The 12,540-nt window shown below is 60.5% G+C and carries 11 protein-coding genes; 4 read left to right on the top strand and 7 right to left on the bottom strand.

What is annotated here, in order from left to right; all coding sequences use genetic code 11:
- Nucleotides 1-181: 181 nt before the first annotated feature.
- On the bottom strand, nucleotides 182-1,240 hold the full coding sequence (locus MKZ87_RS22080; protein ID WP_266201989.1) for a PA0069 family radical SAM protein: 1,059 nt from the start codon (nucleotides 1,238-1,240) through the stop codon (nucleotides 182-184).
- A gap of 234 nt (nucleotides 1,241-1,474) precedes the next feature.
- Here MKZ87_RS22080 and MKZ87_RS22075 point away from each other — a divergent pair, with 234 nt between their 5' ends.
- Nucleotides 1,475-1,777: a hypothetical protein gene (locus MKZ87_RS22075; protein ID WP_085702215.1), complete on the top strand. Its 303-nt coding sequence runs from the start codon at nucleotides 1,475-1,477 to the stop codon at nucleotides 1,775-1,777.
- Nucleotides 1,778-1,830: 53 nt separating this feature from the next.
- On the opposite strand, the gene MKZ87_RS22070 is transcribed toward MKZ87_RS22075, so the two are convergent.
- The 3 genes from MKZ87_RS22070 to MKZ87_RS22060 are packed head-to-tail and all read right to left on the bottom strand — an operon-like array spanning nucleotide 1,831 to nucleotide 5,672.
- Nucleotides 1,831-3,132, bottom strand: coding sequence for a c-type cytochrome (locus tag MKZ87_RS22070; RefSeq protein ID WP_266201988.1), 1,302 nt, complete (start codon nucleotides 3,130-3,132; stop codon nucleotides 1,831-1,833).
- A 12-nt stretch (nucleotides 3,133-3,144) separates the two neighbouring features.
- Nucleotides 3,145-4,929: a GMC family oxidoreductase gene (locus MKZ87_RS22065; protein WP_085696522.1), complete on the bottom strand. Its 1,785-nt coding sequence runs from the start codon at nucleotides 4,927-4,929 to the stop codon at nucleotides 3,145-3,147.
- Between the two features lie 2 nt (nucleotides 4,930-4,931).
- Nucleotides 4,932-5,672 carry a gluconate 2-dehydrogenase subunit 3 family protein gene (locus tag MKZ87_RS22060; protein ID WP_085702213.1) on the bottom strand — a complete coding sequence of 247 codons (741 nt, stop codon included), beginning with the start codon at nucleotides 5,670-5,672 and terminating at the stop codon, nucleotides 4,932-4,934.
- A gap of 297 nt (nucleotides 5,673-5,969) precedes the next feature.
- On the opposite strand from MKZ87_RS22060, the gene MKZ87_RS22055 reads away from it, so the two are divergent.
- On the top strand, nucleotides 5,970-6,614 hold the full coding sequence (locus MKZ87_RS22055; protein ID WP_085702212.1) for a dual specificity protein phosphatase family protein: 645 nt from the start codon (nucleotides 5,970-5,972) through the stop codon (nucleotides 6,612-6,614).
- On the opposite strand, the gene MKZ87_RS22050 is transcribed toward MKZ87_RS22055, so the two are convergent.
- From MKZ87_RS22050 to prlC, 3 genes are all read right to left on the bottom strand, one after another.
- Nucleotides 6,601-8,643, bottom strand: a complete 2,043-nt coding sequence (locus MKZ87_RS22050; RefSeq protein ID WP_234206206.1) for a M3 family metallopeptidase — start codon at nucleotides 8,641-8,643, stop codon at nucleotides 6,601-6,603. The genes MKZ87_RS22055 and MKZ87_RS22050 overlap by 14 nt on opposite strands.
- A gap of 112 nt (nucleotides 8,644-8,755) precedes the next feature.
- Nucleotides 8,756-9,046 (bottom strand): YheV family putative zinc ribbon protein, encoded by a 291-nt coding sequence (locus MKZ87_RS22045; RefSeq protein WP_007953955.1) that lies wholly within the window; start codon nucleotides 9,044-9,046, stop codon nucleotides 8,756-8,758.
- A complete protein-coding gene (gene prlC / locus MKZ87_RS22040; protein ID WP_234206208.1) occupies nucleotides 9,043-11,121 on the bottom strand; it encodes an oligopeptidase A in 2,079 nt (692 codons plus the stop codon). Before prlC ends, MKZ87_RS22045 begins: the two co-directional genes overlap by 4 nt.
- Nucleotides 11,122-11,183: 62 nt before the next feature.
- Between prlC and MKZ87_RS22035 the strand changes: the two genes are divergently transcribed.
- Entirely contained in the window at nucleotides 11,184-11,729 is a 546-nt protein-coding gene (locus MKZ87_RS22035) for a gamma carbonic anhydrase family protein (RefSeq protein ID WP_234206210.1), read from the top strand.
- Between the two features lie 28 nt (nucleotides 11,730-11,757).
- Nucleotides 11,758-12,411, top strand: a complete 654-nt coding sequence (locus MKZ87_RS22030) for an HAD family hydrolase (RefSeq protein ID WP_234206212.1) — start codon at nucleotides 11,758-11,760, stop codon at nucleotides 12,409-12,411.
- Nucleotides 12,412-12,540 lie beyond the last annotated feature (129 nt).

The raw sequence follows: 12,540 nt of genomic DNA, 5'->3' as shown, positions 1-12,540 counted from the left end.
GTGGCTGTTCAGAACATCCGGGCCATCCCGACCCATCAGTCACTCGATGAACAAGGTAACCGCCGAAACTTAACTCAAACTGAATGAAGCGCTCTAGAACGTGTGTTCCAGGTCACAAAAAACGTGACTGACGTAAACCGGGCCTGGCCTTCCGTCCTCTCAATCAGAGGGCCAATAATTTCTAAATCAGCGCCATCTGGCGCCCCGGCGGACAGAAGGCCGTGCAATCGAGGTTGAAGCCTTCGCGATGATTGAGCCCAAGGCGTTTCAATGCTTTGGCGAAACGCTGGGCGAGCAGGTCGGCAAACGGCCCTTCACCGCGCATCCTGGCACCGAAACGGCTGTTGTACAGCTCGCCGCCACGGCTCTGGCGAATCAGGCTCAGTACATGGGCAGCGCGCTGCGGGTAGTGAGCCTCAAGCCACTCCTCGAACAGCGGCGCCACTTCCAGCGGCAGCCGCAACATCATGTAGGCGGCGCTCTGGGCGCCGGCGGCATGGGCTTCGGTCAGCAGGCTTTCGATTTCGCTGTCGTTGATCATCGGAATCATCGGGGAACACAGCACACCCACCGCAATCCCTGCCTCGCGCATGACCCGGATCGCCCGCAGCCGGGCCTTGGGCGCGGCGGCGCGGGGTTCGAGGATGCGTTTGAGTTCATCGTCCAGGGTCGTGAGGCTGATCATCACTGCCACCAACCGCTGTTGCGCCAGTTCGGTGAGCAGGTCGAGATCGCGCAGGATCAGCGAACCCTTGGTGACGATGGTCACCGGATGCCGGTAGCGCAGCAGTACTTCGAGGGTCTGGCGGGTGATCCGGTGTTCACGTTCGATCGGCTGATAGGGATCGGTGTTGGAACCAAGGTTGATCGGCGCGCATTGGTAGCCTTTTTTCCCCAGCTGTTCTTCCAGCACCTGGGCGGCGTTGGTCTTGGCGATCAGCTTCGTTTCGAAATCCAGCCCCGGCGACATGTCCCAATAGGCGTGGCTGGGCCGTGCGTAGCAATAAATACAGCCATGCTCGCAGCCGCGATAGGGATTGATCGAACGGTCGAAGGGCAGGTCTGGCGAGGTGTTGCGGGTGATGATGGTCTTCGCGGTTTCAAAACTGACTTCGGTGCCCTGGGTCACGGGTACTTCCTGATACCAGCCGTCATCCTCGGCCACCGAACGACTCGGCGCAAAGCGGTTGTGCGGGTTGGTGGCGGTGCCGCGACCGCGCGGGGGCAAGGGGGTGGTCATGACGGGTTTCCTTGATCTGTATATGCATACAGTATCCGTCGAAGGCCGGATGATCCACTACCGTTCGGCGTCGATTGATAATTGACAGGGTTAGTTACTTACCTATTTAAATAACGAATTTTATTCGAGTGCAAATTAAAGAAACACAAGTTGGCTGGTGGTTTGTTGTTGATATCCCTAGCATCCACTTCGCTTTACAACACTTGATCAAATGAAAGACAAAGGGATTTGATAATGTCGTTTTTTAATTCTCGTGGAATTTTTCTGCAAATGATGCAACCCGGTCCTTCGGAGCCCAATACACTGGTTTCCATGCAACTGGCGCGCAAGGAACTGGGCTGGGATGCCGAGGCTCGCCAGCAGACTGAAATGCTGGTGGACCCGATTTTTGTTACCGCTACGTCCAGCGACGGCGGGCGTACCTTCAGTCTTGACCGTTTGAATCACGATGTGGATCGGGATGGAGAAGTGGGTGAGCAGGATCGAGCCAAACTGATTGCCCTGGCTAAAGCCTACGTCAGCATTACCAATCCGTAACAGCGGTTGAATATATAACCCCTGCATGTTTATTCATGCAGGGGTTGTTTTATTTAGTTATGACTGGTGACTTGTCCAAGATCGCCGGTTGATGTGGTGGTCATGTCGTCCGTGCGTAACTTTGCAACATCTTTGGCTGTAACGGCCGAAGCCTTGTTACCCCAACTTCCACGAATAAAGCTCACCACATCCGCCACTTCCTGATCCGACAGGCGCCAGGCGAAGCCAGGCATGGTGAAGGTGGACGGCGCCGTGTGCGTTGCAGGCAGGGTACCGCCCTTGAGCACGATGTGGATCAGCGACGTCGGGTCATCCGATTGCAGCACCGGGTTGCCCGCCAGCGCCGGGAACACCCGGGTGTAGCCGTGGCCGTCAGTACGGTGGCATGCCGCGCAGTTATCGATGTACACCGACGCGCCACGTTGGCTGTCATCCCCGTTCCACAAGGCCTTGGCAGCTTTCTCGTCGTACTGGTGCGGCTGGTCGGCAGGGTCATTGGCCGGCAGCGATTTCAGGTAACGGGCAATCGCGGTCAGGTCGGCGTCGGTCATGTACTGCATGCTGTGGGTGACCACGTCGCTCATGCCGCCGAACACCGCGCTGCGGTCGCTGCGACCGGTCTTGAGGAACTGCACCAGTTGCTCTTCGCTCCAGCTGCCGAGACCGTCCTTGTGGTCGCCGCGCAGGCTCTTGGCGATCCAGCCTTCCAACGGCGCACTGCCTGACAGAAAACTGTTGCCTTCGGCCGCGCTCAGGGATTTTTCCTGCATGGTCAGGGCTCGTGGCGTATGGCAGGCGCCGCAATGTCCGAGGCCTTCCACCAGATACGCCCCACGGCTGACCACGGCATCGTCCGACGCGGCTTTGTAATCCTCGACTTTCGGCGCGAACAGCCAGCGCCAGCCCGTCAGCGGCCAGCGCATGCTCAGTGGCCACGGAATATCGCTGGCTTTGTTTTCCTGTGCCACTGGGGCAACGCCGTGCATGAAGTAGGCGTAGAGCGCCTGCATATCGGTTTCGCTGACGCGGGCGTAGGACGGGTACGGCATCGCCGGGTACAAGGTACTGCCGTTTTTGGCCACGCCATGCCGCACGGCCTGGTCGAATTCCTCGAAGCTGTAGCCACCGACGCCGGTTTTGTCCGGGGTGATGTTGGTCGAGTAGATTGTGCCGATCGGGGTTTCCATCGGCAGGCCACCGGCGAACGGCTTGCCGTCCTTGGCCGTGTGGCAAGCCACACAGTCGCCGGCACGGGCGAGGTATTCGCCTTGTTTGATCAGGGATTGATCAACTTCGGCGCCATGAGCGGCCGTGCTGCCGAGCAGGGCCAGGGTCGCGATAACGAGAGTTTTCATGGTCATCGCTCCTTAAGCCTGAACCAGCGGGCCGGGGTTTTTCAGGTATTGCTCGCGAATCGCTTTCGCCGACCAGTAGGTCAGCGCGGCGACCAGGCCAGTCGGGTTGTAACCCAGGCCTTGCGGGAACGCCGAGGCGCCCGGAACGAACACGTTGTGCACGTCCCAGCTCTGCAGATAGCGATTGAGCGCGCTGGTCTTCGGATCGGTGCCCATGATCGCGCCACCGTTGAGGTGGGTGGTCTGGTACGACGCAGTGTTGAAGTGGTCGCCGACCTTCTTGCCAATCACGGCGATGGCCTTCGGGCCCATGGCCTCGGCGATCTTGCCCATTTTCTCGACCATGAAGCGGTTCATCTTGATGTCGTTTTCCTGCCAGTCGAACGTCATCCGCAGCAGCGGCATGCCGTAGGCATCGCGGTACACCGGATCCAGATCGAGGTAGTTGCCACGGTAGGATTGATGCGCACCGTGGGCGTCCATCGACACCTGGTGGGTGTAGTAATCGGCGGTCGCGCGTTTCCACGCGCTGCCCCAGGCCGGCGTGCCCGGCGGGTTGGAGGTGCCGGCGATCGGTCGGCTGCCGGCCTGGTTGACCCACATCGGCGAACCACCGACGAAACCATGTGGTCCGTGATCGAAGTTGTCGGCGTTGAAGTCATCCACCGCCACACCGTTGCCGCCGGCACCGATGAAGTTGTTGGTGTGGGTGTCCTTGTCGAAGAACGCCTTGATGGTGGCCATGTTCTGGTAAGCGAAGTTGCGCCCGACTACGCCTTCACCGCTGACCGGGTCGTACGGTTTGCCGATGCCGGAGAGCAGCATCAGGCGCACGTTGTGCAACTGGAACGCGCCGAGGATTACCAGATCGGCCGGTTGCTCGATCTCGCGGCCCTGGCCGTCGATGTAGGTGACGCCGGTGGCTTTGGTTTTCGTGCTGTCGAGGTTGACCCGCAGAACGTGGGCGTTGGGCCGCAGTTCGAAGTTCGGCAGCGGCTTCAGCGCCGGCAGAATATTCACGTTCGGCGACGCTTTGGAATACATGTAGCAGACGTAACCGCTGCAGAAACCGCAGAAGTTGCACGGACCCATTTGTGCGCCGTAAGGATTGGTGTACGGACCCGACGTATTGGCGGAAGGCAGGTTGTAGGGTTTGTAACCCACCTCCGTAGCCGCTTTGCCGAACAGCTGTGCGGAAACCGTGTTCTTCTGCGCTTCCAGCGGAAACGGGTTCGAACGATCCGGGGCGTACGGGTTGCCGCCCTTGCCTTGACCGACCAACTGGCCTTTGACGGTCCAGGCCTGGCCGGAGGTGCCGAAGACTTTTTCGGCGAAGTCGAAGAACGGCTCCAGCTCTTCATAGCTGACACCGAAGTCCTGGATGGTCATGTCCTTGGGGATGAAGCTTTTGCCGTAGCGCTCTTCGTAGTGGCTGCGCATGCGCAGCTCGATCGGGTCGACGCGAAAGTGCACGCCCGACCAGTGCAGCCCGGCGCCGCCCACGCCATTGCCCGGCAGGAACGCGCCCAACTGGCGGTTCGGCAGGGCGATGTCGTTGACGCTGTGGCGGATGGTGACGGTTTCCTTGGAGATGTCCTGAAAGAGTTTTTTGCGCACGCTGTAGGTGAGTTCGTCGATCACCTGGGGATAGTTGCCGTCCGGGTAGGTGTCCTGCATCGGCCCGCGTTCCAGCGCCAGCACGTTGAGGCCTGCCTCGGTCAGCTCCTTGGCCATGATCGCGCCTGTCCAGCCGAAACCGACGATCACTGCGTCGACCTTCTTCATTACCGTTGCCATGCTCACGCCCTCTCGCCGCGAATCGAAACTGCCGGGAAGGGGTACTGCTCGTTGCGTTCCACCCAATCCATGAAATCGGCGCGGGCGCCGGGGAAGCCGATCATGGTCCAGCCGACCATGCCTTTATTGCCGCCGTGGATCGGGTCGCAGAAGAACCCTTCCTTGGTGTTTTGCAGCAAAAGACTGAAGAAAATCTTCGCCGGAACAGCGTCGAATTGCGGTTTTCCAGCTTCAAGCTGCTTGAGCATATCGTCTCGGGTAGCGCTGTCTTGCTCGGCAAATGTTTTACCGTTGATGGATTTTGCCCACTGATCCGTGGCGGCGATGCCAAGGCGATAGATCTCTTTCGGCACCAGTTTGCTCTGCCAGCCCATCTCCGGCGCAGCGTCGGCATTGAACGGGCCCTGCATGTACCAAAGGGCACCGGCGGCGTACGGCGTGTTCATCTGACGGTCGATGTATTCCGGCACGCCGGCTTCGAGTGCACCCGGACCCTGCGCATCGTTGGGGATCAATTGCGCGACAGCGGCATTGATGAACGCCCACTCTTCGGCAGTGAAGTAGCTCGGCTGATAAGGGCTGGCTTCAACGGCGGCCGCTTTTGCCGGGGCAGGCGCGCTTTCAGGCGCGGCTTGCAGCACCGTGCTGCCCAGACCGCTGCCGGCGAGGGTGACGACCGGAATCAGGGTCAGGGATTTGCGCAAAAAGTCACGCCGCGGGTTGTCTCGATCTTCATCAGACATGGGGGATGCACCTCATCAGGCATTGATGGTTGTCAGCCGTTTCTGCGAACGACTCAAGAATTTTCTGGCTGCGACGTGGCCGGAATGACAGGGAAAGAGGGGACGCGTCTGCAACATCATGTGACAAATGGTAGCAGGCTAAGCAACGAGATGAACCGATCAAGCCAAAAAAGAGCGCATTTCGACCAGGGAACCCGGTGTCTTCACGATTCTTTTACAAGCGCCTCACAGGGATTTGACTGCGTGGCTCGCAAGCTGAGGCCCTCTCTGACGAAACCCACACGGTCGCCGCAAAGCATGTTCCTGACGCGTTATTCCTCCGCATTTTGTTTGTCGCTCCTTGCGCTGTTCAGCTGGATTCCTGCTCAGGCTGCGCAAACCCCGGCTTCTCGTCCCGTCGAATGGGCGCAGCCGGTAGAGGTGCAATACAACCTGTTCCAGATGTCGCCCACGCTGTACCGCAGTGCGCTTCCCGACGACGGCGCGGTACCGTTGCTGAACAAGCTGAAGGTGGCCACGGTCATCAACTTCCTGCCGGAAGCGGATTCCAACTGGCTCAAGGCTCCCGGTATCCATCAGGTGCAATTGCCCTATCGCACCAATCACGTGGACGACAGTGATGTGCTCAAGACTCTGCGTGCAATCCAGTCCGCCGAAGCCGACGGCCCGGTGTTGATGCACTGCAAGCACGGCTCCGATCGCACCGGCCTGATGGCGGCGATGTACCGGATCGTCGTGCAGGGCTGGAGCAAGGAAGACGCCCTGAACGAAATGACCCAGGGCGGTTTTGGCGAAAGCGGCCACTTCAAGGACGGCGTGCGCTACGTGATGCAGGCCGATGTCGACAAATTGCGCACTGCGCTGGCCAATGGTGATTGCAGCACCAGCGCGTTTGCCACGTGCTCGATGAAGAGCTGGTTTCAGACGGTCAATCTGAAGTAACTCGCCCGGCTTCTCCGTCAACGAGGCCGGTAACTGGCCGGCCGATGAACGCTTCCACCGCGTCCAGTAACGGGCGCCCCGCACCCGGCGAAAAGAACGTTGTACGAAACTCTCGACCGGTTTGCGCGTTGAACACCCAGTCGCGGCTGAAACGCTTGAACGCTTCCTTGGCCAGTACGTCCGACCAGATGTAGGCGTAAACCGAAGCGTCGTACTGGGTCACCATGTAATCGAATCCATTGGCGAACCGGTGATCGTCCGGCAGTTGCAGATGGCCGAGGCGGCGTTGCGCTTCAGTGCACACCTCCTCGGTCGAGCGGCCGTCGCCGTGGGTCAGGTGCAGCTCGAAATCGATCATCGCCCCCATCAGCAACAAGGCCTGTTGCCGGCTGGAATGGGCCTGACTGGCTGACAGCGCCGCGTCAACCCGCGCGGCGCTCAAGCGCTCGCCGGTCTGAAAGTGCGCGCCGAGCCACAGCACAAACTCCCGCGATAGACACCATTGCTCGAACAGTTTCCCGGAAAACTCCGCCGCTTCATGGCCCAGTTGCAGGATGCCGGACAGGCTGTGATGGGGCGAGCGCGTCAGCACGTGCTGGAGGCAGTGGCCAAACTCATGAAACAGCACCTGCAGATCGTCGATTTCGAGCCGGCATGGATGGGAGGCAGTGGCCGGTGTGAAATTGCTGTAGAGCAGGGCAATCGGTAGCGCCGGACGGCCTTCGGCGTTGATCCGACGATTGCGCAATGTGGAGGTGCCGGGGAAGTCCACTGCGTTTTCGCGATGAAACGGATCGAGGTAGATGTAGCCGACCACTTGCTCATGCTCGCTGACTTCCAGCAGACGCACATTGGCATGCCAGCGCCCGCCGCCGGACTGTTCGACGATGCGGATCCCGAACATCCGCTCGCAGAACAGAAAAAGCCTGCGCAGGGTGCCCTCGAGCGGAAAGTAATCACGCAGGTTTTCCAGTGCGCCGGGAAACTGCTGCTGGCGCCATTGTTCGGCGAGGAAATCTTCATCCCACGGCTGGACCCGGTCGATCCCGCGTTGCTGCGCAAAGGCTGCCAGTTGTTCTGCATCCTGCGCGAGGATCGGTACCAGATGCATCGCCTGACGCTGGAGAAAATCACTGACCCACGCCGTGGTCCCGGCGCTGTTATTTGCCAGGCTCAATTGCGCGGCGTTTTCATGGCCGAGCAAACGGGCTTTCTGCTGGCGCAAGGCGAGCAGCCCCGCGAGCACCGGGCCGTTATCGAAGCGCCCGGCCAGCGGGCCCCGATCAGAGGCACGGGTCATGTAGGCAACGTAGCATTCCTGTCGCAACGCGCGGTTCTCGGCGTACTTGAGGATGTGCTGGCAAGTGTTCTGGTCCAGTCGGATCAGCCAGCCGTCATGGCCGGCCTGGCGTGCGGTGAGAGCCAGACGATCCTTCATCGCCTGCGAGAGGCCCGCGAGCAGCGCAATATCGTCGACACGTTTGCTCCACGCCTCGGCCCAGCGTTCGAGATTTTCCAGAAACGCGAACTCCAACCCGCCGATCTCGAGGTTCAACCGCGCCAGTTCCTGTTGCTGTTGAGCCGCAAGCTCAATGCCCGACTGCTTGAATCGGCGCACGATCCCCGCCAGAGCGATAGTGCGCGATTCATCGAAACTCCCGGCGATCGAACTTTGCGCCAGACGCTGATAGGTCTCGTACAACGGGCGATTGAGGGCATTTTCAGCATGGTACTGATTGATCGCCAGATATGCCTTGGCGCTTTCTACAAGCCAGACCGCATCGTCGGACCTGACTATCGACAACGTTTCGAGAATCGAGCGGACTTCATCGAGGCGGGCATCGGCCTCATCGATACTCACTACCAGATCGTCCCAGCCGGGGTGTTCGGCCTGACTGGCGATAACCTGGGCGATGATTTGTCGATTGTCGGCAATGATTCGGTTGACGGCCGGCAGCAGGTGCTCGGCGCGAATCGCTGGCCAGGGTGGCAGGATCCAGTGTTGCAGGAGGGGATTGGTGTCGGGCATGGCAGCTTCCTTCGAGGCGTGGCGCAAAGGGCCAGCCTACGAAGCAAGTGCGGGGGACCGGTGTTAAGCCAATACCACCTTCCGCCGTGATCTGGCAGAAGGTGGTTGTGGATCAGTGCTGCTCGTCGGGCTTTTTCTTCAGCTTCGGATTCGGGAAGAACTGCACCGCCTGAACCGTCTTGTCCGGTGCAGGCTTGAGCGCGCTGGTGTTGACCCGCGTGCCCAGCTCTTTCGGTACCGAAAGCCCTTGGGCATTGAGCGTATCGCTGTAGCCGCACGCCACGCATTCGCGGTGCGGGACGTCGTCCTCGCTCCACATCATCAGCTTGTCCGGCTCGCTGCACGCCGGGCAGACCGCCCCGGCGATAAAGCGTTTTTTGGTCTTCACAGGTGCCTCACTCATGCTGCCGCGTCCTCACTCAGGCCGCTGTGGCGCAAGAGTGCGTCAATCGACGGCTCACGGCCACGGAAGTCGACGAACAGCACCATCGGCTCCTGCGAGCCGCCACGGGCCAGGATCGCTTCGCGGAAGGCGCGACCGGTGTCCGCATTGAGCACGCCGTCTTCTTCGAACTTCGAGAAGGCATCCGCCGATAGCACTTCCGCCCACTTGTAGCTGTAGTAACCCGCCGCGTAACCGCCGGCGAAGATGTGCGCGAAGCTGTTCGGGAAGCGGTTGTAGGCCGGAGGACGCATCACCGAGACTTCGTTGCGCACGCCTTCCAGCACTTGGGCGACGCTGCGGCCGTCACCGTGGGTGGCGTGCAGTTCGAAGTCGAACAGCGAAAACTCCAGCTGACGCACCATCATCAGGCCTGACTGGAAGTTCTTCGCCGCGAGCATTTTCTCCAGCAGATCCTGCGGCAGCGGCTCGCCGGTTTCGTAGTGGCCGGAAATCAGCGCGAGGCCTTCCGGCTCCCAGCACCAGTTTTCCATGAACTGGCTCGGCAGCTCGACCGCGTCCCACGCCACGCCATTGATACCGGACACGCCGGCATGCTCGACGCGGGTCAACAGGTGATGCAAGCCGTGGCCGAATTCGTGGAACAGGGTGGTCACTTCATCGTGGGTCAGCAGCGCAGGCTTGCCGCTGTCGGCCGGGGTGAAGTTGCACACCAGGTTGGCCACCGGGCTTTGCAGCACGCCGTCGATGGTGCGGCGACGGTCGCGCGCGCCGTCCATCCAGGCACCGCCGCGCTTGTTGGCGCGGGCGTAGAGGTCGAAGAAGAAGCGACCAACGTGCTGACCGTTTTCCTTGATCTCGAACAGGCGCACGTCCGGGTGCCAGGTGTCGAAGCCTTTCAGTTCGGCGATTTCGATGCCGTACAGGCGCTGAACGATAGCGAACAGACCGCCCAGTACCTTGTCGATCGGGAAGTAGGCGCGCAGGGTTTCCTGGGCGACGCTGTAGCGTTGTTCACGGAGTTTTTCACCGTAGAAACCGCTGTCCCAGCTTTGCAGATCGGCGCAGCCCTGCTCGGCGGCGTAAGCCTTGAGCTGTTGCAGATCCTGGGCGGCAAACGGTTTGCTGCGCTTGGCCAGGTCGCGCAGGAAGCTCAGCACCTGATCGCTGGACTCGGCCATTTTGGTCGCCAGGCTCAGCTCGGAGAAGCTGGAGAAACCGAGCAGTTTGGCCAGTTCCTGACGCAGGTCGAGGATTTCGCCCATCACCGGGCCGTTGTCGTTCTGGCCGGCGTTCGGGCCTTGATCCGACGCACGGGTGCAGTAGGCGGCGTAGACTTCTTCACGCAGCGCACGGTCCTGGGCGTAAGTCATCACCGCGTAGTAGCTCGGGAATTCCAGGGTGATCAGCCAGCCATCGAGGCCTTTGGCCTGTGCGGCAGCAGCCATTTGCGCCTTGGCCGAATCGGTCAGGCCGGCGAGGGCGGCTTCGTCGGTCAGGTGCTTGGTCCAGGCCTGGGTGGCGTCGAGCAACTGGTTGGAGAAGCGGCTGCCCAGCTCGGACAGCTTGCTCTGCACTTCGGCGTAACGCTTCTGTTCGGCTTCCGGCAGGTCGATGCCCGACAGACGGAAATCGCGCAGGGCGTGTTCCAGAATGGTTTTTTGTGCCACGTCGAAACCGGCGGCTTCCGGGCTGTTGGCCAAGGCTTCATAGGCCTGGAACAGTTCGCGGTTCTGGCCCATCTCGGTGGAATAGGCGCTCAATGCCGGCAGGCACGACTCGTAGGCTTCACGCAGTTCGGCGCTGTTGCACACGGCATTGAGGTGGCTGACCGGACTCCAGGCAGCGCCCAGGCGATCATTGAGTTCGTCCATCGCCAGCACCAGCCCGGCCCAGGTCGGGTTCTGGCCCTGGGTCTTGAGGATTTCGGCGATGGCGGCGCGGTTGTCGGCCAGGATGGTTTCGATGGCCGGCTGCACGTGTTCGGCACGGATCGCGGAGAACGGCGGCAGGTCGTAGGACTGCAGAAGAGGGTTGTTCACGCTCACGGTTGGCACCTTGGCTGGAAGAAACATGCGCCCATCTTAATTACAATCGACACCCACCGCAGCTATCGGCGACAGAGAGAGAACTAATAGTGTCCCTTCGCAAGTACCAGAATCACACCCCACGCCTGAGCCAAGGCGCTTTTGTCGACGGCTCGGCGGTGGTGATCGGCGACGTCGAAATCGGCGAAGACAGCTCCGTGTGGCCGCTGACCGTGATCCGCGGCGACATGCATCGTATCCGCATCGGCGCGCGTACCAGCGTGCAGGATGGCTGCGTGTTGCACATCACCCACGCCGGCCCGTTCAACCCGGACGGCTTCCCGCTGCTGATCGGTGATGACGTGACCATCGCCCACAAGGTCATGCTGCATGGCTGTACCGTCGGCAGCCGCGTGCTGATCGGTATGGGCAGCATCGTCATGGACGGCGCGGTGGTCGAGGACGAAGTGATCATCGGCGCCGGCAGCCTGGTGCCACCGGGCAAGCGTCTGGAAAGCGGTTTTCTGTACGTGGGGAGTCCGGTGAAGCAGGTTCGCCAGTTGACCGACAAGGAAAACGCCTTTTTCACTTACAGTGCGGCGAACTACGTGAAGCTCAAGGACCTGCATCTGGCTGAAGGCTACGACCAGCTCTGACTTTTCTCTCTATTGCCCGGGATTTTTCATGCATTACCAGACCGTACTGTTCGACCTCGATGGCACTCTCACCGACCCGCGTGAGGGCATCACCCGTTCTATCCAGTTCGCCTTGAGCAAACTCGGCATCGACGAGCCCGACCTGACCAAACTGGAACACTTCATCGGCCCGCCGCTGTTGCAGGCATTCATGCAGTTCTATGGTTTTGATGAAGCAAAGGCGTGGGAGGCGGTGAATTTCTATCGCGAGCGTTTCAAGGTTACCGGTCTGTACGAGAACCGGGTGTTCGACGGCGTCACGCCGTTGCTGGAAACCCTGAGCGGCCAGGGCCGGCAGCTTTATATAGCGACGTCGAAGCCGTGGGTGTTCGCCCGGGAAATCGCCCGGCACTTCGATTTCGCCAAACACTTCAAGGTGATCTACGGCAGCGAACTGGACGGCACCCGCACCAACAAGGTCGAACTGATTGCCCACCTGATGGCCGAGGAAGGGCTGGATCCGGTCAATACATTGATGATCGGTGACCGCAAGCACGACCTGATCGGTGCTCGCAGTAACGGGTTGGATGCGGCGGCCGTGGGTTACGGTTTTGGCAGCCATGAGGAGCTGAGTGCCGAAGCGCCGGCTTATCACTTCGAGACGCTGGCGGAGCTGCATCAGGCGTTTTTGCAGCGCCAGTGATATCGCCTTCGCGGGCAAGCCCGCTCCCACAGGAAACCGAGTACCACTGCTGAAACACCGTCCCTGTGGGAGATTCTATGGTTTAGGGGAAACCCTCAACTTGCTTTCGGCTGGTATTCGCTCTGCCCC

The sequence above is a fragment of the Pseudomonas sp. MCal1 genome (assembly GCF_026341415.1).
GTDB lineage: Bacteria > Pseudomonadota > Gammaproteobacteria > Pseudomonadales > Pseudomonadaceae > Aquipseudomonas.
Note: the sequence above shows the minus strand (reverse complement) of the source record. Positions and strands in the feature narration are given on the sequence as shown.

What these genes read in the sequence shown, in the direction of transcription:
- MKZ87_RS22065 (WP_085696522.1), bottom strand. Translation starts at nt 4,929, where the DNA reads ATGGCAACGGTAATGAAGAAGGTCGACGCAGTGATCGTCGGTTTCGGC.
- MKZ87_RS22080 (WP_266201989.1), bottom strand. Translation starts at nt 1,240, where the DNA reads ATGACCACCCCCTTGCCCCCGCGCGGTCGCGGCACCGCCACCAACCCG.
- MKZ87_RS22055 (WP_085702212.1), top strand. Translation starts at nt 5,970, where the DNA reads ATGTTCCTGACGCGTTATTCCTCCGCATTTTGTTTGTCGCTCCTTGCG.
- prlC (WP_234206208.1), bottom strand. Translation starts at nt 11,121, where the DNA reads ATGTTTCTTCCAGCCAAGGTGCCAACCGTGAGCGTGAACAACCCTCTT.
- MKZ87_RS22060 (WP_085702213.1), bottom strand. Translation starts at nt 5,672, where the DNA reads ATGTCTGATGAAGATCGAGACAACCCGCGGCGTGACTTTTTGCGCAAA.
- MKZ87_RS22075 (WP_085702215.1), top strand. Translation starts at nt 1,475, where the DNA reads ATGTCGTTTTTTAATTCTCGTGGAATTTTTCTGCAAATGATGCAACCC.
- MKZ87_RS22050 (WP_234206206.1), bottom strand. Translation starts at nt 8,643, where the DNA reads ATGCCCGACACCAATCCCCTCCTGCAACACTGGATCCTGCCACCCTGG.
- MKZ87_RS22045 (WP_007953955.1), bottom strand. Translation starts at nt 9,046, where the DNA reads ATGAGTGAGGCACCTGTGAAGACCAAAAAACGCTTTATCGCCGGGGCG.
- MKZ87_RS22030 (WP_234206212.1), top strand. Translation starts at nt 11,758, where the DNA reads ATGCATTACCAGACCGTACTGTTCGACCTCGATGGCACTCTCACCGAC.
- MKZ87_RS22070 (WP_266201988.1), bottom strand. Translation starts at nt 3,132, where the DNA reads ATGAAAACTCTCGTTATCGCGACCCTGGCCCTGCTCGGCAGCACGGCC.